This is a genomic window from Streptomyces sp. NPDC050535 (genome assembly GCF_044457665.1).
GTDB lineage: Bacteria > Actinomycetota > Actinomycetes > Streptomycetales > Streptomycetaceae > Streptomyces.
The window spans coordinates 78,563-102,662 of the sequence record NZ_JBITHE010000008.1 but is presented as its reverse complement, the minus strand read 5'-3'; the positions used below and the strand labels follow the sequence as shown (position 1 = coordinate 102,662).

The following is a 24,100-nucleotide window of genomic DNA, read 5'->3' as shown; positions in this document are numbered from 1 at the left end:
CGTCCAGGCCGATCGGGGGTCTGGGGGCGGAGCCCTCAGTGGGTGGCGGGCAGCCTCAGACGAGGTTGACCGACCGGGCCGACGTCGCACCGATCTCCTCGGCCACCTCCGTCAGCACGTTCTGCGGGACGGTGTCGTCGACGGTGAGGACCGCGAGGGCCTCCCCGCCGGCGGCGGCCCGCGCGACCTGCATGCCGGCGATGTTGATGCCCGCCTCGCCGAAGATACGGCCGACGGTGCCGACGACACCGGGACGGTCCTCGTAGCCCAGCACGACCATGTGGTCGGCGAGCGCGAGGTCCACGTCGTACTCACCGACGGCGACGATCTTCTGGAGGTTCTTGGGGCCGGCCAGCGTGCCGGAGACCGAGACCTCCTGGCCGTCGCCCAGAGTGCCGCGCACGGTGACGACGTTGCGGTGGTCCGGGGACTCCGAGCTGGTGGTCAGCCGGACCTCGACGCCGCGCTCCTGCGCGAACAGCGGGGCGTTGACGTACGACACGGTCTCGTCGACGACGTCCTCGAACACGCCCTTCAGCGCGCTGAGTTCGAGCACCTTGACGTCGTGCTGGGTGATCTCGCCGTACACCTCGACGTCGAGACGGACCGCGACCTCGCTCGCGAGGGCGGTGAAGATGCGGCCGAGGTTCTCGGCGAGCGGCAGGCCCGGCTTGACGTCCTCGGCGATGACTCCGCCCTGGACGTTCACCGCGTCCGGGACCAGTTCACCGGCGAGCGCGAGGCGCACCGAGCGGGCGACGGAGACGCCGGCCTTCTCCTGCGCCTCGTCCGTGGAGGCGCCGAGGTGCGGGGTGCAGACGACCTCGTCGAGCTCGAAGAGCGGGGAGTCCGTGCAGGGCTCCTTCGCGTACACGTCGAGGCCGGCGCCCGCGACGCGGCCCTCCTTGAGCGCGGAGTACAGCGCCTCCTCGTCGACGATCCCGCCACGCGCGGCGTTGACGATCCGCACCGTGGGCTTGACCTTGTGCAGCGCCTCGTCGCCGATGAGACCGAGCGTCTCGGGCGTCTTGGGGAGGTGCACGGTGATGAAGTCCGAGACCTCGAGCAGCTCGTCGAGGGAGAGGACCTTGACGCCCATCTGCGCGGCGCGCGCGGGCTGGATGTAGGGGTCGTACGCGACGACCTTCATCCCGAACGCCGACATGCGCTGCGCGACGAGCGCGCCGATACGACCGAGACCGACGACACCGAGGGTCTTCTCGGCGAGCTCGACACCGGTGTACTTGCTGCGCTTCCACTCGCCGTTCTTCAGCGCCGTGTTGGCCTGCGGAATGTGGCGCGCGGTGGCGAGGAGCAGGCCGCAGGCGAGCTCGGCGGCGGTCACGATGTTCGAGGTGGGGGCGTTGACGACCATCACGCCGGCCTTGGTGGCGGCGGAGACGTCGACGTTGTCCAGGCCGACGCCGGCTCGTGCGACGACCCTCAGCTTCCTCGCGGCCGCGACGGCCTCCGCGTCGACCTTCGTGGCCGAGCGGATCAGGATCGCGTCGACATCGGCGATGGCGGGCAGCAGCTCGGCGCGGTCCGCGCCGTTGCAGTGCCGGATCTCGAAGTCGGGGCCCAGGGCGTCGACGGTCGCGGGCGACAGCTCTTCAGCGATGAGTACGACGGGTTTCGTTGACGCAGTGCTCACGTGAGTCCTCACAGGTCCAATGCGGACGGCCGTCCCGACGGCCGCATGCGGTGGAGGGTTGTCAGCGGATCCGGGGAAGCGCACTCCCCCGGCGTCGCTTAGCCGCGTGGAAGACGCACGACGCTGTGGGCCTGACGCGTTGTTGATGTGCAGCAGTGTAGTGGCGCCGACCGGGCCGCCTCACGCCTCCGCGGAAGGATCACCCGTCCGTGGCCGGACAGGATGGAAAGGGCCGATTTCCCAGGCATTACCGGGGGTTCGGCGAAGGGGTCGGAGCGATCCGCTCCGACCCCTTCCCGTACGGCTTACGCCTCGTCGTCGCTGACCCACGACATGAGCTTGCGGAGCTCCTTGCCGGTGGTCTCCAGGAGGGACTCGGCGTCCGCCTGCTTGTACTCGTTGTACTTCTTCAGACCGCCGTGGTACTCGGCCATCCACTCGCGCGCGAAGGTGCCGTCCTGGATCTCGGCGAGGACCTTCTTCATCTCGGCCTTGGTGGCGTCCGTGATGATGCGGGGGCCGGTGACGTAGTCGCCCCACTCGGCGGTCTCGGAGACCGACCAGCGCATCTTCTCCAGGCCGCCCTCGTACATGAGGTCGACGATGAGCTTCAGCTCGTGGAGGCACTCGAAGTACGCGATCTCCGGCTGGTAGCCCGCCTCGGTCAGCGTCTCGAAGCCCGCCTTGACCAGCGCCGCGGTACCACCGCAGAGGACGGCCTGCTCACCGAACAGGTCGGTCTCGGTCTCCTCGGTGAAGGTCGTCTTGATGACGCCGGCACGGGTGCCGCCGATGCCCTTCGCGTACGACAGCGTCAGCGGGAACGCCTTGCCCGTGGCGTCCTGCTCGACGGCCGCGATACACGGAACGCCGCGGCCCTCCTCGTACTGACGGCGGACCAGGTGGCCCGGGCCCTTCGGAGCGACCATGCAGACGTCGATGCCGGCCGGCGGCTTGATGAAGTCGAAGCGGATGTTCAGGCCGTGGCCGAAGAACAGCGCGTCGCCCTCGTTGAGGTTGTCCTTGATGGACTCCTCGTAGACCTGCGCCTGGAGCGGGTCCGGCACCAGGATCATGATGACGTCGGCCTCGGCGGCGGCCTCCGCCGGAGTCACCACGCGCAGGCCCTGCTCCTCGGCCTTCGCCTTGGACTTGGAGCCCTCGTGCAGACCGACGCGGACGTCGACGCCGGAGTCGCGCAGCGACAGCGCGTGGGCGTGGCCCTGGCTGCCGTAGCCGATGACCGCGACCTTGCGGTTCTGGATGATGGACAGGTCGGCGTCGTCGTCGTAGAACAGCTCGGCCACTGGGGTTCTCCTTGGTGTGCGGTGTCGCGTCCCACCGTACGGCGGGCGAGGGAAGGGAAGTTTTCGGGTCTCGGTATGCGGGCGGCCGACGATCGCCGGCCGCCCGTTTCCAGCCTCAGGCAGACCGGTCCAGCGCGCGCAGCGAGCGGTCGGTGATCGAGCGCGCCCCGCGGCCGATCGCGATCGTGCCGGACTGGACGAGCTCCTTGATGCCGAACGGCTCCAGCATCTTGAGCATCGCCTCCAGCTTGTCGCTGCCGCCGGTGGCCTCGATGGTGACGGCCTCCGGGGAGACGTCCACGGTCTTGGCGCGGAACAGCTGGACGATCTCGACGATCTGGGAGCGCGTCTCGTTGTCGGCGCGCACCTTCACCAGAACGAGTTCGCGCTGAACGGCGGAGCCGGGCTCCAGCTCGACGATCTTCAGAACGTTGACGAGCTTGTTGAGCTGCTTGGTGACCTGTTCGAGCGGCAGCGCCTCGATCACGTTCACCACGATCGTGATGCGGGAGATCTCGGGGTGCTCGGTGACGCCGACGGCCAGCGAGTCGATGTTGAAGCCGCGCCGGGAGAACAGGGCGGTGATCCGGGCGAGGACACCGGGCTTGTTCTCGACGAGGACGGAGAGGGTGTGCTTGCTCATGGGTCTGACTCGGCTCTCTCTCAGTCGTCTTCGTTGTCGCCGAAGTCGGGGCGGACGTCCCGGGCGAACATGACCTCGTCGTTGGAGGTGCCGGCGGCGACCATCGGCCACACCATCGCGTCCTCGTGGACGATGAAGTCGACCACGACCGGACGGTCGTTGATCGAGTTCGCCTCCTCGATCACCTTGTCGAGGTCCTCCGGGGACTCGCAGCGGATCGCGTAGCAGCCCATGGCCTCCGACAGTTTCACGAAGTCGGGGACCCGGGTTCCGGCGCTCGGCTCCTTGCCGCTGGCCTCGGGGCCCGAGTGCAGCACGGTGTTGGAGTACCGCTGGTTGTAGAAGAGGGTCTGCCACTGGCGGACCATCCCGAGGGCGCCGTTGTTGATGATGGCGACCTTGATCGGGATGTTGTTCAGGGCGCAGGTGGTGAGTTCCTGATTGGTCATCTGGAAGCAGCCGTCGCCGTCGATCGCCCAGACCGTGCGGTCGGGCCGGCCGGCCTTGGCGCCCATCGCGGCCGGGACCGCGTAGCCCATCGTCCCGGCGCCGCCGGAGTTCAGCCAGGTCGCGGGCTGCTCGTACTGGACGTAGTGCGCGGCCCACATCTGGTGCTGGCCGACGCCCGCCGCGAAGATCGTGCCCTCCGGGGCGAGTTGGCTGATGCGCTCGATGACCTGCTGCGGGGCGAGCGAGCCGTTGTCGGGCTGCTCGTAGCCGAGCGGGTAGGTGTCGCGCCAGCGGTTGAGGTCCTTCCACCAGGCGGTGTAGTCGCCGGTGTGGCCCTCGCTGTGCTCCTTCTGCACGGCCTGGATCAGGTCGGCGATGACCTCGCGGGCGTCACCGACGATCGGCACGTCGGCGGCGCGGTTCTTGCCGATCTCCGCGGGGTCGATGTCGGCGTGGACGATCTTGGCCAAGGGGGCGAAGCTGTCCAGCTTGCCCGTGACGCGGTCGTCGAAGCGGGCTCCGAGGGCGACGATCAGGTCGGCCTTCTGCAGCGCGGTGACGGCGGTGACCGCACCGTGCATGCCCGGCATTCCCACGTGCAGCTCGTGACTGTCGGGGAATGCGCCGAGCGCCATCAGGGTGGTGGTGACGGGCGCTCCGGTGAGTTCGGCGAGGACCTTCAGCTCGGCGGTGGCGTTCGCCTTGAGGACGCCGCCGCCGACGTAGAGGACCGGACGCTTCGCGGCGGTGATCAGCTTCGCGGCCTCGCGGATCTGCTTGGCGTGCGGCTTGGTCACCGGGCGGTAGCCGGGCAGGTCCATGACCGGCGGCCAGGAGAAGGTGGTCCTGGCCTGGAGGATGTCCTTGGGGATGTCGACCAGGACCGGCCCCGGGCGGCCGCTGGAGGCGATGTGGAACGCCTGCGCGATCGCCTGGGGGATGTCCTCCGCCCTGGTGACCAGGAAACTGTGCTTGGTGATCGGCATGGTGATGCCGACGATGTCCGCCTCCTGGAAGGCGTCCGTACCGATCGCCTGGGACACGACCTGCCCGGTGATCGCGACCAGCGGCACGGAGTCCATATGGGCGTCCGCGATCGGGGTGACCAGGTTGGTGGCGCCCGGCCCGGACGTCGCCATGCACACTCCGACCTTGCCGGTGGCCTGCGCGTACCCGGTGGCCGCGTGACCCGCGCCCTGCTCGTGGCGGACGAGCACGTGCCGCACCCGCTTGGAGTCCATCAGCGGGTCGTACGCCGGGAGGATGGTGCCGCCGGGAATGCCGAATACCGTGTCGGCCCCGACCTCCTCGAGAGAGCGGATGAGGGACTGCGCTCCCGTCACCTGTTCGGGGGCGGACTGCTGTCCTCCGGAACGGGGCCGCGGCTGCGGGTGATGGGCCCCGGTGGCCTGCTCGGTCATCGGCATTCTCTTCTCGATGCTGAGGGTTTTTGCGAAGTTTGTGCGGTGTACGACTGGTGCCTGTGCAACAAAAAACCCCTCGTGCCGTGAGGCAAGCGAGGGGAGCGCGCCGGTACGTTCACTGGGTATTCCGGATCTGTCGAACCGGTGGGTCCCAGCTAGCCGACGCGCTTTCCAAGTACGAGAATTCGGGTGCGCATGGCAATGACCCTCCCCCCGGCACACACCGACTGTCAAGTGGGTGGGACGGGAGTCTCATTATGTGAGCGCAGCGCCGTACCGCCTCCATAGACGATGGGCAGACCACCGCTGTAGACGGCCACGCCACCACCTGCGAACGCGGGTTCGACCGGCCCGTGCGGCACCGGGAAGTGGCCCATGGACAGCGCCCGGCACAGCCGGAACTCGTCCAGTGGCGCGGAGAACGCCATGCCCTGTCCATGGGTGCAGCCCATCGCACGCAGGGCGACGACCTGCTCCGGAAGGTCCACGCCGTCGGCCACGGACTGGAGCCCGAGGTCGGTGGCGATCCGCAGCAGCCCGCTGGTGATCTTGTGCAGCCGGGCGGACTCGACGACACCCTCGACGAGGTCCCTGTCCAGTTTCAGCACGTCGACGGGGAGTCTTCGCAGTGCCGTGATGGCGGCATAGCCACTGCCGAAGCCGTCCAGGGCGATCCGGACGCCGAGTCGCCGCAGCGCGTTCAGGCGGCGCTCCAGCTCGTCCAGGGAGGCCCGGGGATCCGTGTCGGACAGCTCGATGATCAGGGCGCCGGAGGGAAGCCCGTACCGGGTCAGCAGGGCCTCCACGGAGCCGAGGGGCCCGGAGCGGTCCAGCAGGCGCCGGGCGTTCATCCGGACGGCGACGGGCACGACGAGGCCGCCCGCGGCGCGCTCGGCGGCCTGCTCGATGGCCTCCTCCAGCATCCAGCGGCCCAGCTCGGCGGTCCTGTCGCTGTCCTCGGCGACACGCAGGAACTCGGCGGGCGTGAACAGGACGCCCTGGGAGGAGCGCCAGCGGGCCTGGGCGGCGACCGTCGTGATCCGGCCGTTGTCGAGCGAGACCACGGGCTGGTGCAGCAGCGTGAACTCGCCGTCCTGCAGGGCGGAGCGCAGCCTGGTCGCCAGCTCCGCCTTGCGTACGACGTCCTGCTGCATCTGGGGCGCGTACAGCTCGACGCGGCCCTTGCCCGTCGCCTTGGCGCGGTACATGGCGAGGTCGGCGTTCCTCAGCAACTCGCCCGCGCCCAGGCCTGGTTCGGCGAAACCGACGCCGATGGACGCGGCGACCCGGACATCGTTGCCGTCGATGGTGTAGGGCTGCGAGAGCCTGAGCCTGAGACGGTCGGCGAGCTCGAGGATCTGGTGCTCGCGGGCGGTGCGGTCGCGGGTGCCGTCTCCGACGATGAGCGCCGCGAACTCGTCGCCGCCGAGGCGGGCTGCGGTGTCGCCGTGCCGTACGGAGTCCTGGAGTCTGCGGGCGGCCTGGACGAGCAGTTCGTCGCCCGCCTGGTGCCCGATGGTGTCGTTGACCGCCTTGAAGCCGTCGAGGTCGATGAACAGAACGGCGGTGCCGCGGTCGGTGGAACGGCGGCCGGAGAGGGCCTGCTGGACGCGCCGGGTGAACAGGGCGCGGTTGGGGAGGTCGGTGAGCGGGTCATGCTCGGCGTTGTGCTGTAACTGCGCCTGGAGACGCACCCGTTCGGTCACGTCACGGCTGTTGAAGATGAGGCCGCCGTGGTGTCGGTTGACGGTGGACTCCACGTTCAGCCAGCCGCCGTCGCCGGACCTGAAGCGGCACTCGATGCGGGTCGTGGGCTCCTCGAAATGGCTCGCGGCCAGAAAGCGGCGCACCTCGTGGACCACACAGCCGAGGTCCTCGGGGTGGATGAGCGAGGCCAGTTCGGAGCCCACCAGGTCCTCGGCGTCGCGTCCGTAGACACCGGCGGCGGCCGGACTGACGTATCTCAGAATGCCGTTCGGCGCCGCGATCATGATGACGTCGCTCGAACCCTGCACCAGGGAGCGGAAGTGGTTCTCCTTCTGCGCCAGTTCCTGGGTGAGGGTGATGTTGTCGAGGAGCATGATGCCCTGGCGGACGACAAGGGCGAGCACGACGAGGCCGGCGGTGATGAGTACGACGCGGTCGACGTTGCGGCCGTTCAGGACGTTGTAGAGGATCCCCAACGTGCAGACGGCGGCCGCGAGATAGGGCGTGAGCGCGGCCAGCGATCCGGCGATGGGACGGGTGGCCGGATATCGACCGTGGCCTCCGCTCTGGCCCGCGCCGTGGAGTGGCGTCTGCACCTGCCCTCCCGTGTGCCCCTGCCGTCCCTCCTGCCGCTGCCCCGGGATGTGCTCGTGCACCACGCGCGCGTGCCCGGCGGTGTCGTACCGCTCGACGCCCGGCTGACCGAACCGCGGGCCGACCCAGGGTGCGTAGGCGAGGAGGAGGGAGCCGGCGAACCAGCCCGCGTCCAGGAGCTGCCCCGAGCGGTAGTCGTTGTGCAGCAGGGGCGAGGTGAACAGGGCGTCGCACATCACGGTCAGGGCGAGCGCGCCGATCGCGGTGTTCACCGCGGAGCGGTTCACCGACGAGCGCCGGAAGTGCAGGGCGAGCACCATGCTGACCAGCGCGATGTCCAGTAGTGGATACGCCAGCGACAGCGCGGTGTGCGCGACGCTCGGCCCGTCGAACTTCGCCGCCTGGGCGAGCGCGAGACTCCACGACAGCGTGAGCAACGAGCCGCCGATGAGCCAGGAGTCGAGCGCGAGGCAGACCCAGCCGGCCCTGGTCACGGGCCTCTTGGCGAGCACGAGGAGTCCCACGATGGCGGGCGGCGCGAAGCAGAGGAAGAACACGTCGGCGAAGCTGGGGCTGGGCATGGGGCGGTCGAGGACGACCTCGTACCACCCCCAGATCGCGTTGCCCAGGCATGCCATGGTGGAGGAGAAGGCGAAGAGGAGCCAGGCGGGTCGAAAGCGGCTGCGGCGGCTCTGTGCGTAGCGGAAGCAGGAGACCGCCGCGGCACCCGCGGCGGCGCTCAGTCCGAAGTCGCCCATGAAGAGCGCGAGGCTCGCGGAGCCCCAGCCGAGCGCGGAACCGACGGCGTATCCCGCGCACACCAGGGCCAGTACGAGTTGGGAGACCAGGCCCGTCCCGCCTCCGAGCACCGGCCGACGGGTCAGCAGCGCTCCGGGGGAGCTCACCGGGCCCACCCGGTCCGCACCCCGGGGTCCCACTGGTCCGCGTGCGCCGGACGCGCGCGCCTCCGGCGAGCACTGTGCCTCCGGTGGTGATGGCCACCCTGGCCACTGTGGCCGCATTGCCCGCGTCGCCGCGTCGCCGCGCGCCAGGGTCGTCGTCGGCGGCCCCGCCGCGTCGGATCGTTGGTCCATAGGCCGTGCATCGCCCGTCGCCCCCCTCGCAGTCTCAATGTCCATCCCCGGCGCCGAACTGTGCGCGGCGCAGCCCCAGTCGGGACGATACACCAGTCTCGTCACTCAGGGACATAGTTCCTCTACGCTCCGTGACGACCAGGGAGTTTGTCGGCACTGCCCGCATTCGGAGAACTGCGGAGGGTGTCAAAAGCGGACGGGGAGCGAACGGGACATGGCCCGCGCGCCCGTCGCGAGGCGACCTACGCGCCCGTCATGACGTGGCCTGCGCGCCCGTCGTAAGGACCACGTTCCGCAGCGGCTCCCGGTTCACGAAACGATTCAACTGGGCCACCAGAAGCCGCTTGGCGCGCGGCAGGAACGCGGACGTGGGACCGCCGACGTGAGGGCTGATGAGTACGCCCGGCGCGTGCCACAACGGGTGCCCCGCGGGCAGCGGTTCGGGGTCGGTGACGTCGAGGGCCGCGGTGACACGACCGCTCTCCAGCTCGGCGAGGAGCGCCTTGGTGTCGACCACGGGGCCGCGGGCGACGTTCACGAGGAGGGCGCCGTCCTTCAGACGGGAGAGGAAGTCGGCGTTCACCAGGCCGCGGGTGGTGTCGTTGAGGGGCGTGGACAGGATGACGATGTCGGCCTCGGGCAGCAGAGCGGGCAGGTCGGTGAGTGCGTGCACAGGACCGCGCTCCGTGGTGCGCGCGGAGCGCGCGACGCGCGCCACCCGCGCGAGCTCGAAGGGAGTGAGCCGGTCCTCGATGGCGGACCCGATCGACCCGTACCCCACGATGAGTACGGACTTGTCGGCCAGCGCGGGGTGGAAGCCCGACCTCCACTCCCCCTTGTCCTGCGCCCGGACGAAGTCGGGGATGCCCCTCAGTGAGGCGAGGATCAACGCGAGGGCGAGTTCGCCGGTGCTCGCCTCGTGCACGCCGCGCGCGTTGCACAACTGCACGCCCGTGGGCAGGACTTCGAGGCTCGGCTGGACGTGGTCGACACCGGCGGAGAGCGTCTGCACGACCCGTAGTGAGGTCATTTCGGGCATCGGCCGCTGCGAGACGGCGGGCGGCTTCATGTAGGGCACGACATAGAACTCGCAGTCCGCCGGATCCGCGGGAAACTCCTGCTCACCATTCCAGTAGAGGTAGTTGGGGCCTTCGGGAAGCCCGTCGATGTCCTCTGCGTGAAAGGGAAGCCATACGTCTGAAGTCATGCTCAGGAGGCTATGTCAGGCGCCGGGAGGCGCAGAGGTTAGGTTGGGGTGCCAGGAGAGGGAGGGTCACGGCCAGGTGGAGCGCAGGACGATCGGGGCGGCGGCGCTCGAGGTGGGGGCTGTCGGGCTCGGGTGCATGCCGATGAACTGGGCGTACACCGGTTCGCGGCAGCGCGGTGAGGAGTCGCTCCGCGCGGTGCACGCGGCGCTCGACCGGGGTGCGACGCTGCTGGACACGGCCGACATGTACGGGCCCTTCACCAACGAGCTGCTGGTGGGGCGGGCGCTGAAGGAACGGCGCTCCGAGGCCTTCGTGTCGACCAAGGTCGGCCTGCTGGTGGGCGAGCAGCACATCGTGGCCAATGGCCGCCCGGGGTATGTGAAGCGGGCGTGCGACGCGTCGCTGCGCCGGCTGCAGACGGACGTGATCGACCTCTACCAGTTGCACCGCGCGGACCCCGAAGTACCCGTCGAGGAGACCTGGGGCGCGATGGCGGAGCTGGTGACGGCCGGAAAGGTGCGCTCGCTCGGACTGTGTGCGGTGGGCGCGCGCTCGGCCCGCCGCTCGGGGGCACGGTTGCACGACGGAACGATCCGCCAGTTGGAGCGGGTGCAGCAGGTCTTCCCCGTGAGCGCCGTGGAGGCCGAGCTCTCGGTGTGGTCCACGGAGGCGCTGGACGCGCTGCTGCCGTGGTGCGCGGCGCGCGGGGTGGGCTTCCTGGCGGCGATGCCGCTGGGCAACGGCTTCCTGACCGGCACGCTGACCCCCGGCGAGGGCTTCGAGCCCGACGACGTGCGTGCCCGGCACCCCCGCTTCACCGCCGAGATGATGGCCGCGAACCAGCCGATCGTCGTCGGCCTGCGACGCGTGGCCCGGCGGCACGGGGACCACGAGGGGGCGGTCACGCCCGCCCAGGTGGCCCTGGCGTGGGTGCTGGCGCAGGGCCGGCACGTGGTGCCGGTGCCGGGGGCCAAGCGGGAGCGGTGGGTCGTGGAGAACGCGGGGGCGGCCGGGCTGGGACTGACGGCGGAGGATCTGGCCGAGGTGGCGGGGTTGCCGGGGGCTCAGGGATCCTGGGAGTGAGCCGCGTTTCCGAGGTACGCGTTTCCGGAGGTACGGGGCGGACAGCGGGCGGCCAGGAGTACGTGGCCGGATTTGTGTGTCCGTGATCGGGAACTCGTGGGACGCGAGCGGTGTATGAACAGTAGGACCGCCGCGTCGAAGGGACCCCATGATCGTGCAACGACGAGTGGTGACGGCCGTGTTGGCCGCGGCCGCGCTTCTGGTGACGGCCGGCTGTTCATCCGACGACGGAGGGACGGCGGACAGCGGCGGGGGCCTTACGCCGGGCAACAGCAGTGCCGGTGGTACGGAGTCGGCGGCGTCGCCCTCCGAGCAGGCCGCCGACGAGCCACCGCCCGCCAAGGGCTCGGTGAAGGTCGTGCGCACCGTCACCCAGGACCTCGACTCCCCCTGGGGTCTGGCCCCGCTGCCCGAGGGTGACCTGCTGGTGTCCTCGCGGGACGAGGGGACGATCACCCGGGTCGACGAGGAGAGCGGCAAGAAGACGGAGCTTGGCGAGGTCTCGGGGGTGGCCCCCGAGGGCGAGGGCGGCCTCCTGGGGATCGCGCTCTCCCCCGACTTCGCCTCGGACCACCTGGTCTACGCGTACTTCACGACGGTGTCGGACAACCGTATTGTCCGCATGCTGTACGACGAGAACAAGCCGTCCGGGGAGCAGCTCGGTTCGCCGGACACGATCTTCAAGGGCATCCCCAAGGGATACATCCACAACGGCGGCAGGATCGCCTTCGGCCCGGACAGGATGCTGTACGCGGGGGCGGGTGAGACGGGGCAGACGGGCCTGGCCCAGGACACGAAGTCGCTGGGCGGCAAGATCCTGCGGATGACTCCGGAGGGCGAGCCGGCACCGGGCAATCCGTTCGACGACTCGGTCGTCTACTCGTACGGACATCGCAACGTCCAGGGACTCGCCTGGGACGACAAACAGCGCCTGTGGGCCGCCGAGTTCGGCCAGGACACCTGGGACGAGCTGAACCAGATCAAGCCGGGCGGGAACTACGGCTGGCCGGTGGTCGAGGGCGAGAGCGACAACTCCAAGTACCTGAACCCGATCGCCCAGTGGCACACGGACGACGCCTCCCCGAGCGGCATCGCCTACGCGAAGGGCTCCATCTGGATGGCGGGCCTCAAGGGCGAGCGCCTGTGGCGCATCCCCCTGGACGGCACCAAGGCCTCCGCCGATCCCCAGGCCTTCCTGGAGGGCGACTACGGCCGGCTGCGGACCGTGGTCTCGGCCGGCGGCGACAAACTCTGGCTGGTGACGAGCGAAACGGACGGCCGCGGCAGCCCCGAGGCGGGGGACGACCGGATCCTGGAGTTGGAGGTGACGTGACCGACGGGGGTCTGGGGGGCCGTGACTTCCGGGGATCCGGGGACTGACTCCTGGGGATCCGGCAGCGCGACTCCGTGAATCGGGGAGGCGTGAGTCCCGGGGATCCGGGGCGTGACTCCCGGATCGGGGAGCGCGTGGCTTCCTGGGATCCGGAGCGCGTGAGTCCCGGAGTTCGGGGTGGCGTGGCTCCGGAACGCGGGGCGGCGTGGCTCCGGAACTCCGGGTGGCGTAGCTCCGGGGCTGAAGGCGCCGTAGCGCGCTTCTCAGTCCCCGTCCGCGTCCCCGGCGAGCTCGTCGGCTTTCGGCGTCCCGGCGGACTCGTCGGCTTTCGGCGCCGCCTCCCCCGCGTCCGCGTCCGCGGTCGGACTCTGCGTTGTCGCCGTTTCCGGTGCCGGGGCTCGTACGACCACCTTGCCCGAGGACAGGTCTATGGGGCCGCGGCCGGGGTCACCGTCGTTGAGGTCCACCCTGCTCAGTTCCAGTCGCTTGCGTTCGTCGTTGGTGTGCTTGCGGCCTGGTGCGAACAGTTCCTCGAACATGTTGAACACGGCGCCTCCCTCGGCCCGGGTCCTTTACAGCGTAAACCTCAGCCCACGGCCTGGGCGGCGGGGGTCTCGGGCGGGAACAGCCGCAGCCGGTGGGCCATGGCCGCCGCCTCGCCACGGCCGGAGACGCCCAGCTTGGCGAGGATGTTCGACACATGGACGCTGGCCGTCTTCGGGGAGATGAAGAGCTCCTCGGCGATCTGGCGGTTGCTGCGGCCGGCGGCGACGAGGCGCAGGACGTCGCGCTCGCGGCTGGTGAGGCCGAGCGCGACCGCGGGGTCGACCGGGGCAAGGGCGGACGGCTCGGGGGTGCGGCCCAGGACGAGCCGGGCCCGCTGGGCGAGCAGGGCGACGGCGTCGGCGAGCGGGCGGGCACCGAGGTGGTCGGCGGCGGCCCGGGCCAGCCGGAGGAGTTCCGTGGCGCGGGCGCGGTCCTCGTCGTCCGCGCCCGCGACCAGCAGGGCGTCGGCGAGGCGGTGCCGGACGCGGGCGAGGTCGTAGGGGCGCTCCAGGGGTTCGAAGGCGGTGACCACTTCGGACCAGTCGTGCGGAGAGGCCACCCCCTCGGCGCGGCGGAGCTCGGCGCGCACCCACTCCGCGTAGGCGAGCCAGAGCGGTGCGCCGGTGGCCAGGCACTTGGCGGCGGAACGGAGGTGTTCCACCGTCTCGGCACGGCCCGCCTCGGCGAGGGGGAGCCCGCGGGCGTCGCCCTCCGCGGTGGCGGCGGCGAGCAGCAGCGGCCAGCCGTAGCGCTGGGTGCCGGGCGGGAAGCCCACGCTCAGGGCCTCCTCCAGTGCGGCGCGGGCGTCGAGGAGGCTGCCCTCGCCCGCGGCGATCCCGATGGCGGCGCCCAGCAGCGGCAGGGCGTGCTGCGGCATGGGGTCGTGGGTGCCGAAGTGGGTGCGGGCGGCGGTCAGCCGGCGTGCCGCCTCGGCGAGGTCGCCGCGGGCCAGCGCGAGACAGGACAGCCGGATGGCGCCGACGCCGGAGGCCTTGCCGCTGAGTCCGATGCGCAGCGCGTTCTCCGCCGCCTCGACGGCCTCGTCCCACTGGCCGAGCGAGTCGAGGGACTCCGAGAAGTTGCCCCAGACGTAGGCCTCGGTTTCCAACAGGCCTTTTCTCTTGGTGAGTTCGATGCCCTCACGCAGGGCCGAGACGGCCTCGCGGGAGCGGCCGAGCGACTCCAGGTGGGAGGGGAGGTTGATGTGGACCCGGCCGACGACGAGGGAGGCGCCGTGCCGGTTCACCCGCTCCTTGACCTCCCACAGCTCCGCGAGACCCGCCTCGACGTCACCCGCGTCGACCATGAGGCCGCCGAGTGTGAGCCGGGCGTTCAGCTCGATGTCCCGGGCGCCGACCATGCGGGCGTACTCCACGGCGCGCTCGGCGGCCGAGAGGGCGCCGGGTCCCGGCTCGTGCAGCATGCACCAGGCGGCGACGTTCGACAGGACGTCGGCGTGCACCTCCGACGGGGGAAGGCCGCGCACCAACTCCTGTGCGGTGCCCAGTTCCTGCCAGCCGTCGCCGCGGGCCTGCGCCTGGATCAGACGGGAGCGCTGGCACCAGAACCAGGCGGCGCGCAACGCGTCGCCGTCGTCCTCCAGGAGGTGCAGCGCCCGCTTGGTGATCTTCAGGGCGCGCTCGCGCTCCCCGCACAGCCGCCCCGCGACGGCGGCCTCCGCCATCAGGTCGAGATAGCCCAGCGGCGCTGCCCGGTCGCAGCCGCTGGGGGTCCCCCCACGCCTTTCAGGCAGTGGGGGAGGATAGACCTCCACGTAGTCGACGGGGCGCAGCTCGGCCCGTACGGCGTCGGGGGCGACGTCCCACAGCTCCATCGCCCGCTCCAGGAGCCGCAGTTGCTCGGAGTGGGCGTGCCGGCAGCGGGCCTCGACGGAGGCGTCGAGGACGGCGGGGAGAGCCTTGGCCGCGTCATGGGCGTGGTACCAGTAGCTGGCCAGCCGGGTGAGGCGCTCGTCGGCCGGGACAAGGGCCGGGTCGGCCTCCAGGGCTTCGGCGTAGCGCCGGTTGAAGCGGGAGCGCTCGCCGGGCAGCAGGTCGTCGCTGACCGCCTCGCGGACCAGGGAGTGGCGGAAGCGGTAGCCGTCGCCGCCGGGTGTGGCGAGCAGGATGTTGGCGCCGACGGCGGCGCGCAGTGCCTCGATGAGGTCGTCCTCGGCGAGCCCGGCCACGGCTGCCAGCAGTGGGTACTCGACGGTGGAGCCGCCCTCGGCGGCGATCCGGGCGACCCGCTGGGCGCTCTCGGGCAGGCCTTCGACGCGTACGAGGAGCAGGTCGCGGAGGGTGTCCGTGAGCGCCGTGCGGCAGCCCTGGTGGGAGGCGACGGCGAGTTCCTCGACGAAGAACGCGTTGCCGTCGGAGCGTTCGAAGATGTCGTCGACCTGGGCCGGGTCGGGTTCGTGGGCGAGGATGCCGGCGATCTGGCGGCCGACCTCGGCGCGGCTGAAACGGCCGAGTTCGATACGGCGGACCGTGCGGAGGCGGTCCAACTCGGCCAGCAGGGGGCGCAGCGGGTGGCGGCGGTGGATGTCGTCGGCGCGGTAGGTGGCGACGACGACGAGCCGGCCGCTGCGCAGGGTGCGGAAGAGGTAGGCGAGGAGGTGGCGGGTGGAGGCGTCGGCCCAGTGCAGGTCTTCGAGGGCGAGGACGACCGTGCGCTTGGCGGCCATACGCTCCAGGAGTCGGGCGGTGAGCTCGAACAGGCGGGCCAGGCCCTCCTCTTCGTAGCGCCGCCCCTGGGCGGCCCCGCCCAACTCGGGCAGTAGCCGGGCCAGTTCCTCTTCCTGTCCGGCGGCAGCGGCGGCGAGGTCGTCGGGAAGGAGGCGCCGCAGGGCTCGCAGCGCGGTGGAGAAGGGGGCGAAGGGCAGGCCGTCGGCGCCGATCTCGACGCAGCCGCCGCACGCGACGATCGCGCCGCCGCGTCCGGCCGCGGCGGCGAACTCCTCGATCAGGCGGGTCTTTCCGACCCCCGCCTCGCCGCCGAGCAGCAACGCCTGCGGCTCGCCGACGGCGGCACGGGCGAGCGCGTCGTGCAGCACGCCCAGCTCGTCGGCGCGACCGACGAACACCGGGCTGACGGACCTGGTTTCCACAGGCCCGAGCATCGCACAGCGGTCTGACAGTGCGGCACTGGTTATCGACGGGGCGGCCGTTGACCGCACCACCGGGAGGGTGCCCGTTCTCCCGGTCGCCGGAGCAGCTGCCACGGACCCGGTAGCCGGGACGGCGGCGGCGGCGGCGGTCGATCCGGTCGCCGGAACGGCCACGGTAGAACCCGCGGCCCGGCCCCGCGTACGCGATCCCGTCGCCGGGACGGCCCCGGTCGGCCCCGTCGCCGACACGGCCGAAGCCGCTCCGGTCGCCGGGACCCCCGGGGCGGACCCGGAACCCGGAACGCCCGCAGTCGGACCCGCGGCCGAGACCTTTGCATTCGACCCCGTCGCCGGAACCACCGCGATCGACCCGGAACCCCGAACGCCCGCAGCCGCACCCGCCGCCGGGACCCCCGCACTCGACCCCGCGGCCGGGACCCCCGCACTCAACCCCGTCGCCGGAACCGTCGAAGCCGGTCCCGGTGCCTGCGCGGTCAGCCTTGGTCCGGGAGAACGGCCGACCCCCGTGCGGCCGTCCTCCCGTCGCCCGGTGGCGCTCACGCCACGCGGGCGAACCGGTGCCGGCGGTGGCGGCGGCTATGCGCCTGCCCCTCCGGGTCATTGCCGGCGGACTCGCGCGCGGCGCGCCGGACGGCCCGGCGGCTGCGGATGGCCTCCCGGGCCATCCGGTGGTTCTGCGCCTCGCGGATCAGCTCGGCGGAACGGATCTGCTGGAGCTCGTACTCGAACATCTCGTACCCCTCGTGAAGAGTCGGTTTCGGGCTTCGCTTGTTGCGATGCCTCAACCTTCGTCTCCAAGGGGGGTGCGCCACATCGGGAGAGTTCCGCATCTTGGGCGCGCGAAGGGCCTTAGGTCCGCCGTACGTGACGTAGGGCGGGCCTAAGGCCCCTCAGGAAAGCCGGACAGCTCGGGGAGCGTGCGCTCAGCTGGTTGCCTTCGGCATGGCCAGCAGGATGTCGGTGTACTTGAGCACGGCCAGCAGCAGGCCGATGATCGCGAGCGAGACGCCGGCCCAGGCGACGGACTTGACCCAGGTGGTCTGCACGACGCGGTCGGGGTTCCCGAACGCCGGGCGGACCAGGACGCCGACGCCGACGATCAGGGCGACCAGCGCGAAGATGCCCGCGACCAGCGCGTTGGCGTTCCACGAGTTGCCGTAGACCTGCTCGATCTGGGTGGAGACGGTCGCGGTCGACGCGGTCTCCAGCTGGCCGTACAGCGAGTCGCGCGCCTGCGCGACCGTGCCCAGCCAGCCACCCGTCAGCGAGACGAGGCCAAGCGCGGCCGAGACCACTGCGGCGGCACCCAGGCCCACCCCTGAGGGGGCCTTCTCGGCGACCGGCACGAGCTGCTCGTCGTCGCCGTCGTACTCGGCGTCGTCCGAGGCGTCTGCCACGGTCTCCTCGTCCGTCCCGGTGGCCTCGTCGGCCGCGGCGACGTCGCTCTTGGTGACGTCCACTTTCTCCTCGTCGCTCTTCGCCTCGGCGCCGGTCTCGATACCGGCCTCGTCAACAGTCTTGGATCCCATACCTCGCACCGTACGGATGCTGTATGAGAGGTCTCTTAATGTTCGCGGTAATGGAGGCCGATCGTTATCGTCCCGCACGCGCGCGTGCCTCCCGCCACTCGGGCGCGAGCACCGACCAGACCTCCATGTCGCTCCGTACGCCCCGGTACAGGTAGCTTTCGCGCAGCACGCCGTCCCGTGTCATGCCCAGGCGCCGCGCCACCCTCAGGCTCGGTTCGTTGGCGGCCGAGGCGATCCACTCCACGCGGTGCATACCGCGCTCCTCGACCGCCCAGTCGATGATGATCCGCGCCCCGCGGGTGACGAGTCCGCGCCCGGCGGCGGCAGGTTCCAGCCAGCACCCGGCCTCGCAGCTGCCCATCGCGGTGTCGAAGATCCGGAAGAGCAGCCCGCCGACGAGCTTGCCCTCCAGCCAGATCCCGTACAGGAAGCCCTCGTCCGCGGCGCGCTTGTCCGCGTACGCCCGGAGGAGGCGCTTCGTCGAGGGGAGGTCCGTCACGGCGTCGGGCAGGGCGATGTGCCGGCCGACGTACTCGCGCCCCCGTTCCATGTGCGCCAGGAACTCCTCGGCGTGCCAGGGCTCCAGGGGCCGCAGTTCCGCTCCGTCGTCACCCAGGGATATCGCGAACATCCTGCCGCCGCTCCTTCGCCAGTACGTCCGCCACCTCGGCGTCCGTCGCAGCGGCCAGCCTCTCATGGGCGGCGCGGCACTCGGGAGGCTCGATGCTGATGCGCGGCAGGCACCTGTCGAGCCAGCGGGGCAGCCACCAGTTGGCGCCGCCGAGCAGGTGCATGAGGGCGGGCACGAGGAGCGTCCGCAGGACGAAGGCGTCCAGGGCGACGGCCGCGGCGAGGGCGATGCCGAACATCGCGATGACGCGGTCGCCGCTGAGCACGAAGGCAAGGAAGACCGAGATCATGATGACGGCGGCGGAGTTGATCACCCGGCTGGTCTCGGCGAGGCCGACCCGGACGGCACGCCGGTTGTCGCCGGTTTCCAGCCACTCCTCGTACATCCGGCTGACCAGGAAGACCTGGTAGTCCATGGAGAGGCCGAAGAGCACCGACACCATGATCACGGGCAGGAAGGGTTCGATCGGGCCCGCGCGGCCGAGGCCGAGCAGCTCACTCCCCCAGCCCCACTGGAAGATCGCGACGACGACTCCGAAGGCGGCGGCCACGGCGGCGATGTTCATCACGGCGGCCTTCAGGGGGATGCCGATCGAGCGGAAGGCGAGCAGCAGCAGGGCGCAGCCGAGGCCGATGACGACGCCCACGAAGAGGGGCAGTTTGCCGACGATGACGTCCGCGAAGTCGTCGTAGCTCGCTGTCACCCCGCCGACCCGCACGTCGAGGGAGTTGTCCGCCTCGGCGCGCGGCAGCACCTCGGTGCGCAGCCGGTCGACGAGGGCGCTGGTCCGCTGCGACTGCGGCGCGGAGTCCGGTACGACGGTGAGGTACGCGGTGTCGCCGGCGCTGTTGTACGTCGCCGCGGTCACGGAGGCGACGCCCTCGGTCTCCCGGAGCGTGGCGTCCAGGTTGTCGAGCGCGAGCCTGTCCTCGGCGCCGCCGACCTCGGTGACGAGGGTCAGGGGCCCGTTCACGCCGGGTCCGACCCCGTCCGCTATCAGGTCGTACGCCTGTCGGGTGGTCGTCCGCTCCGGATTGTTGCCCTGGTCCGAGGTGCCCAGGTGGAGCGAGAGCGTGGGCAGGGCGAGCAGTGCCATGACGACCAGGGCGAGGGAGCCGAGCAGCTTGGGGTGCCGCTCCACGAAGGCCGACCAGCGTGCGGCGAGTCCGGTGGGGATCTCCGGCTGGGGCCCGTGCTCGTACAGCCGGCGCCGCTCACGGCGGCTCAAAGCGCGCGGACCGATGAAGGAGAGCAGCGCCGGAAGCAGGGTCACGGAGGCCGCGACGGTGAGGATCACCGTCAGCGAGGCCGCGATCGCGACGCCGTTGAGGAAGCCGAGGCGCAGGATGAGCATGCCGAGCAGGGCGATGCAGACGGTGGCGCCGGCGAAGACGACCGCGCGGCCCGTGGTGGCGACGGCGTTCCGCGCGGCTTCCGGCACCGGGAGCCCGCGTTTCAGGCCGCGCCGGTGCCGGGTCACGATGAACAGCGCGTAGTCGATGCCGACGCCGAGCCCGATCAGCAGGCCGAGCATGGGCGCGAAGTCGGCGACGGTCATGGCGTGCCCGAGGAGCGCGATCGAGGCGTACGCGGTCCCGACGCCGACCAGTGCCGTGGCGATGGGCAGCAGGGCCGCGGCGAGCGAGCCGAAGGCGAGGAAGAGGACCACCGCGGCGACGAGAACGCCGACGATCTCGGCGACATGCCCGCCGGAGGACTCGGTGAGCCCGGTCGCGCCGCCGCCCAGCTCCACCTGGAGACTGTTCGACTCGGCGGCCTTCGCGCTGTCGACGACCGCCTGGGCCTGGCCCTTGTCGACGTTCTCGGTCGGGTCGTCGAAGGTGACCGTGGCGTACGCCGTACGTCCGTCGCCGCTGATCCGGCCCGCGCTCTGCCCCTCGTACGGGCTGACGACGGAGGCCACCCCGGGCAGGTCCTCGATGCTGTCCAGGGCGCGGGTCATCGTCTGCTGGACGTCGGCCGAGCGCACGGTGCCGGTGGGGCCGGTGGTGTGCCAGACGACGGTGTCGCTCGCGCCGCCGAGGCCGGGGAAGCCCTCCCGCAGGAGCTGGGTGGCGCGGCCCGACTCGGTGCCGGGTGCCTCGTAGTCGTTCGAGTAGGCGGAGCCCATGACGGCCGCGGCGGCGGTGACACCGCCGAGTGCCAGGAGCCACAGCAGGACGACGGCGAGGCGGCGCCGGACACACCAGCGCGCGAGGGCTGCCACGGACGTGCTCCCTGGGGGTGGTTCGAGGATCTTTGAACGGGAACAGCCGCTATAGGACGGAAAGAGCCTCTACAGAAGTGAACAGCCCGCAAAGAACGCATGAGCAATGCCCAGCCACTGTTACAGCCGAAAGTGATCGTTCATCGCATTCGTGGGCTTATTCACATAAGTGGGTCCCACTTCACAGCACATTCCGATGACATGCCTGAGGGGATGCATCGCAACCGATGCATCCCCTCAGGGCAGTGGAAAAACCGGACCTCAGCCCGCGCTGACGCCCAGCCGCTCAAGGATCAGTTCCTTGACGCGGGCCGCGTCGGCCTGGCCACGGGTGGCCTTCATGACCGCGCCGACCAGGGCGCCGACGGCCTGGAGCTTGCCGCCGCGGATCTTGTCGGCGATGCCCGGGTTGCCGGCGATGGCCTCGTCGACGGCGGCGGTCAGCGCGCCGTCGTCGGAGACGACCTTCAGACCGCGCTTCTCGACGACCTCGTCCGGGGTGCCCTCTCCAGCGAGGACGCCTTCGATGACCTGGCGGGCCAGCTTGTCGTTGATGGAGCCCTCGGACACCAGGACGGCGACTCGGGCGACCTGCGCCGGGGTGAAGGGCAGGTCCTCGAGGGCCTTGCCCGTCTCGTTGGCGCTGCGGGCCAGTTCGCCCATCCACCACTTGCGGGCGGACGCCGCGTCGGCGCCCTCCTCGATGGTGGCGACGATCAGGTCGATGGCACCGGCGTTGAGGATCGACTGCATGTCGTGGGCGCCGACTCCCCACTCCTCGCGCAGCCGGTTGCGGCGGGCCAACGGCTGCTCGGGCAGCCCGCCACGCAGCTCCTCGACCCACTCACGGGACGGCGCCACGGGGACGAGGTCGGGCTCCGGGAAGTACCGGTAGTCCTCGGCCTCCTCCTTCACGCGGCCCGAGGTCGTTGACCCGGTGTCCTCGTGGAAGTGGCGGGTCTCCTGGATGATCGTGCCGCCGCTGTTGAGCACCGCGGCGTGCCGCTGGATCTCGAAGCGGGCCGCACGCTCCACGGAGCGCAGCGAGTTGACGTTCTTGGTCTCGCTGCGGGTGCCGAACCTCTCCCGGCCGTGCGGGCGCAGCGACAGGTTCACGTCGCAGCGCATCTGGCCCTGCTCCATGCGGGCCTCGGAGACGCCGAGCGCCTTGATGAGCTCGCGCAGCTCGGCGACGTACGCCTTGGCGACCTCGGGGGCCCGCTCGCCCGCGCCCTCGATCGGCTTGGTGACGATCTCGATGAGCGGGATGCCCGCGCGGTTGTAGTCGAGCAGCGAGTGCGAGGCGCCGTGGATTCGGCCGGTGGCGCCGCCGACGTGCAGCGACTTACCGGTGTCCTCCTCCATGTGGGCGCGCTCGATCTCCACGCGGAAGACCTCGCCGTCCTCCAGCTGGACGTCCAGATAGCCGTTGAAGGCGATCGGCTCGTCGTACTGGGAGGTCTGGAAGTTCTTCGGCATGTCCGGGTAGAAGTAGTTCTTCCGGGCGAAGCGGCACCACTCGGCGATCTCGCAGTGCAGCGCGAGGCCGATCTTGATCGCGGACTCGACGCCGATCGCGTTGACGACCGGGAGCGAGCCGGGCATGCCGAGGCAGGTCGGGCAGGTCTGCGAGTTGGGCTCGGCGCCCAGCTCGGTGGAACACCCGCAGAACATCTTGGTCTTGGTGCCGAGTTCGACATGGACCTCGAGGCCCATGACGGGGTCGTACGTCGCCAGGGCGTCCTCGTACGACACCAGTTCGTCGGTCGTGGTGGTCACGGTGAAACTTCCCTCTCAGCCCAGCAGGACGTCGTCGTCGCCCAGGCGCTTGAGCTCCCGGTAGAGGATGGCGAGGCCGGTGACGATGGCGGTGGCGGACACGGCGGCGTCGACGAGCCGCAGGAAGTCGCCGTCCTGCCGGGCGAGCTTGGCCTGCTTGGCGACGCTGAGCGCACCGAAGGCGGTGCTGCCGAGCGCCACGTACACACCGGTCTTGGACTTCTTGAAGTTCTTGGCTTTCTTTGCCATGGCACTCATAGCGACGGAGCCTCCTCGATCAGCGGGTGCCCCCACCTTTCCACGAAGGCCGCCTCGACGGCGGCGCCGACCTTGTAGAGCCGGTCGTCCTTCATCGCGGGGGCGATGATCTGCAGACCGACCGGAAGGTTGTCCTCCGGTGCGAGCCCGCAGGGCAGCGACATGGCGGAGTTGCCCGCCAGGTTGGTCGGGATGGTGCAGAGGTCGGCGAGATACATCGCCATCGGGTCGTCGGCGCGCTCGCCGATCGGGAAGGCGGTGGTCGGCGTCGTGGGCGACACGATCACGTCGACCTGCTCGAACGCCTTCTCGAAGTCGCGGGTGATGAGCGTACGGACCTTCTGGGCGCTGCCGTAGTACGCGTCGTAGTAGCCGCTGGACAGGGCGTACGTGCCGAGCATGATGCGGCGCTTGACCTCGTCGCCGAAGCCCTCCTCACGGGTGAGGGCGGTGACCTCCTCGGCGGAGTGCGTGCCGTCGTCGCCGACGCGCAGGCCGTAGCGCATGGCGTCGAACCGGGCGAGGTTCGAGGAGCACTCGGACGGCGCGATCAGGTAGTACGCGGAGAGCGCGAGGTCGAAGGACGGGCAGTCCAGCTCGACGATCTCGGCGCCCAGTTCTTTCAGGAGGGCGACGGACTCGTTGAAGCGCTGGACGACTCCGGCCTGGTAGCCCTCGCCCGAGAACTGCTTGACGACGCCGACGCGCATCCCGGCGACGGAGCCGTTGCGCGCGGCCTCGACGACCGGCGGGACCGGGGCGTCGATGGAGGTCGAGTCGAGCGGGTCGTGCCCGGCGATCACCTCGTGGAGCAGGGCCGCGTCCAGGACCGTACGGCCGCAGGGGCCGCCCTGGTCGAGGGAGCTGGAAAACGCCACCATGCCGTACCGCGACACCCCGCCGTACGTCGGCTTCACGCCGACCGTGCCGGTGACGGCGGCCGGCTGGCGGATGGAGCCGCCGGTGTCGGTGCCGATGGCGAGGGGGGCCTGGAAGGAGGCGAGCGCGGCGCTCGACCCACCGCCGGAGCCGCCCGGGATGCGGGTGAGGTCCCAGGGGTTGCCGGTCGGCCCGTACGCGCTGTTCTCGGTGCTGGACCCCATGGCGAACTCGTCCATGTTGGTCTTGCCGAGGATGACGACGTCGGCGGCCTTGAGCTTCCTGGTCACGGTGGCGTCGTACGGCGGGATCCAGCCCTCGAGGATCTTCGAGCCGACTGTGGTCGGAATGCCCTCGGTGGTGAAGATGTCCTTGAGCGCGAGGGGGACGCCGGCCAGCGGGCCGAGCTTCTCGCCGTCGGCCCGCTTCCGGTCCACGGCGCGGGCCTGCGCGAGAGCGCCTTCCCGGTCCACGTGGAGGAAGGCGTGCACCTTCTCGTCGACGGCCTCGATCCGGGCGAGGTGCGCCTCGGTGACCTCCACGGCGGTGAACTCGCCGGAGGCGATCCCGGCCGCGATCTCCGCGGCCGTCAGCCTGATGATGTTGACGTTGGTGTCCGTCATG

General features: G+C 70.8%; 17 protein-coding genes. 2 read left to right on the top strand and 15 right to left on the bottom strand.

Annotated features, from left to right (window positions below):
* Window positions 1–55: 55 nt before the first annotated feature.
* The 6 genes from serA to ACIBLC_RS19700 form a co-directional block, all read right to left on the bottom strand.
* Entirely contained in the window at window positions 56–1,654 is a 1,599-nt protein-coding gene (gene serA, locus ACIBLC_RS19725) for a phosphoglycerate dehydrogenase (protein ID WP_399212287.1), read from the bottom strand.
* Window positions 1,655–1,959: 305 nt separating this feature from the next.
* A complete protein-coding gene (gene ilvC / locus ACIBLC_RS19720; RefSeq protein ID WP_399212286.1) occupies window positions 1,960–2,961 on the bottom strand; it encodes a ketol-acid reductoisomerase in 1,002 nt (333 codons plus the stop codon).
* A 115-nt stretch (window positions 2,962–3,076) separates the two neighbouring features.
* Window positions 3,077–3,604, bottom strand: coding sequence for an acetolactate synthase small subunit (gene ilvN / locus ACIBLC_RS19715; RefSeq protein WP_326720500.1), 528 nt, complete (start codon window positions 3,602–3,604; stop codon window positions 3,077–3,079).
* Window positions 3,605–3,624: 20 nt separating this feature from the next.
* The gene (locus tag ACIBLC_RS19710) at window positions 3,625–5,475 is read right to left on the bottom strand and encodes an acetolactate synthase large subunit (RefSeq protein ID WP_399212285.1); all 1,851 of its coding nucleotides are present in this window, start codon (window positions 5,473–5,475) and stop codon (window positions 3,625–3,627) included.
* A gap of 233 nt (window positions 5,476–5,708) precedes the next feature.
* Entirely contained in the window at window positions 5,709–8,801 is a 3,093-nt protein-coding gene (locus ACIBLC_RS19705) for a putative bifunctional diguanylate cyclase/phosphodiesterase (RefSeq protein WP_399212509.1), read from the bottom strand.
* 325 nt (window positions 8,802–9,126) lie between these two features.
* Complete coding sequence (locus ACIBLC_RS19700; RefSeq protein ID WP_399212284.1) at window positions 9,127–10,080, bottom strand: 2-hydroxyacid dehydrogenase; 954 nt, start codon at window positions 10,078–10,080, stop codon at window positions 9,127–9,129.
* A 76-nt stretch (window positions 10,081–10,156) separates the two neighbouring features.
* Here ACIBLC_RS19700 and ACIBLC_RS19695 point away from each other — a divergent pair, with 76 nt between their 5' ends.
* Window positions 10,157–11,164 carry an aldo/keto reductase gene (locus ACIBLC_RS19695; RefSeq protein ID WP_399212283.1) on the top strand — a complete coding sequence of 336 codons (1,008 nt, stop codon included), beginning with the start codon at window positions 10,157–10,159 and terminating at the stop codon, window positions 11,162–11,164.
* 148 nt (window positions 11,165–11,312) lie between these two features.
* Complete coding sequence (locus ACIBLC_RS19690) at window positions 11,313–12,497, top strand: PQQ-dependent sugar dehydrogenase (protein WP_399212282.1); 1,185 nt, start codon at window positions 11,313–11,315, stop codon at window positions 12,495–12,497.
* A gap of 263 nt (window positions 12,498–12,760) precedes the next feature.
* Here the strand turns inward: ACIBLC_RS19690 and ACIBLC_RS19685 are convergent, their stop codons facing one another.
* The 9 genes from ACIBLC_RS19685 to gatA all read right to left on the bottom strand — a co-directional run bounded on the left by ACIBLC_RS19685 (window position 12,761) and on the right by gatA (window position 24,099).
* Window positions 12,761–13,036: a DUF6191 domain-containing protein gene (locus tag ACIBLC_RS19685; protein WP_399212508.1), complete on the bottom strand. Its 276-nt coding sequence runs from the start codon at window positions 13,034–13,036 to the stop codon at window positions 12,761–12,763.
* Between the two features lie 47 nt (window positions 13,037–13,083).
* The gene (locus tag ACIBLC_RS19680; RefSeq protein WP_399212281.1) at window positions 13,084–16,164 is read right to left on the bottom strand and encodes an AAA family ATPase; all 3,081 of its coding nucleotides are present in this window, start codon (window positions 16,162–16,164) and stop codon (window positions 13,084–13,086) included.
* Window positions 16,165–16,709: 545 nt separating this feature from the next.
* Window positions 16,710–16,904 (bottom strand): hypothetical protein, encoded by a 195-nt coding sequence (locus ACIBLC_RS19675; protein WP_399212280.1) that lies wholly within the window; start codon window positions 16,902–16,904, stop codon window positions 16,710–16,712.
* Window positions 16,905–17,096: 192 nt separating this feature from the next.
* Window positions 17,097–17,702 (bottom strand): hypothetical protein, encoded by a 606-nt coding sequence (locus ACIBLC_RS19670; protein WP_399212279.1) that lies wholly within the window; start codon window positions 17,700–17,702, stop codon window positions 17,097–17,099.
* Window positions 17,703–17,766: 64 nt separating this feature from the next.
* Complete coding sequence (locus ACIBLC_RS19665; protein WP_399212278.1) at window positions 17,767–18,333, bottom strand: GNAT family N-acetyltransferase; 567 nt, start codon at window positions 18,331–18,333, stop codon at window positions 17,767–17,769.
* Window positions 18,311–20,560 carry an MMPL family transporter gene (locus ACIBLC_RS19660; protein ID WP_399212277.1) on the bottom strand — a complete coding sequence of 750 codons (2,250 nt, stop codon included), beginning with the start codon at window positions 20,558–20,560 and terminating at the stop codon, window positions 18,311–18,313. Before ACIBLC_RS19660 ends, ACIBLC_RS19665 begins: the two co-directional genes overlap by 23 nt.
* A 261-nt stretch (window positions 20,561–20,821) precedes the next feature.
* On the bottom strand, window positions 20,822–22,339 hold the full coding sequence (gene gatB, locus ACIBLC_RS19655; protein ID WP_399212276.1) for an Asp-tRNA(Asn)/Glu-tRNA(Gln) amidotransferase subunit GatB: 1,518 nt from the start codon (window positions 22,337–22,339) through the stop codon (window positions 20,822–20,824).
* A 15-nt stretch (window positions 22,340–22,354) separates the two neighbouring features.
* A complete protein-coding gene (locus ACIBLC_RS19650) occupies window positions 22,355–22,597 on the bottom strand; it encodes a hypothetical protein (RefSeq protein WP_399212275.1) in 243 nt (80 codons plus the stop codon).
* Complete coding sequence (gene gatA / locus ACIBLC_RS19645) at window positions 22,594–24,099, bottom strand: Asp-tRNA(Asn)/Glu-tRNA(Gln) amidotransferase subunit GatA (RefSeq protein ID WP_399212274.1); 1,506 nt, start codon at window positions 24,097–24,099, stop codon at window positions 22,594–22,596. The genes ACIBLC_RS19650 and gatA overlap by 4 nt, the downstream gene beginning before the upstream one ends.
* Between the last annotated feature and the right edge of the window lies 1 nt (window position 24,100).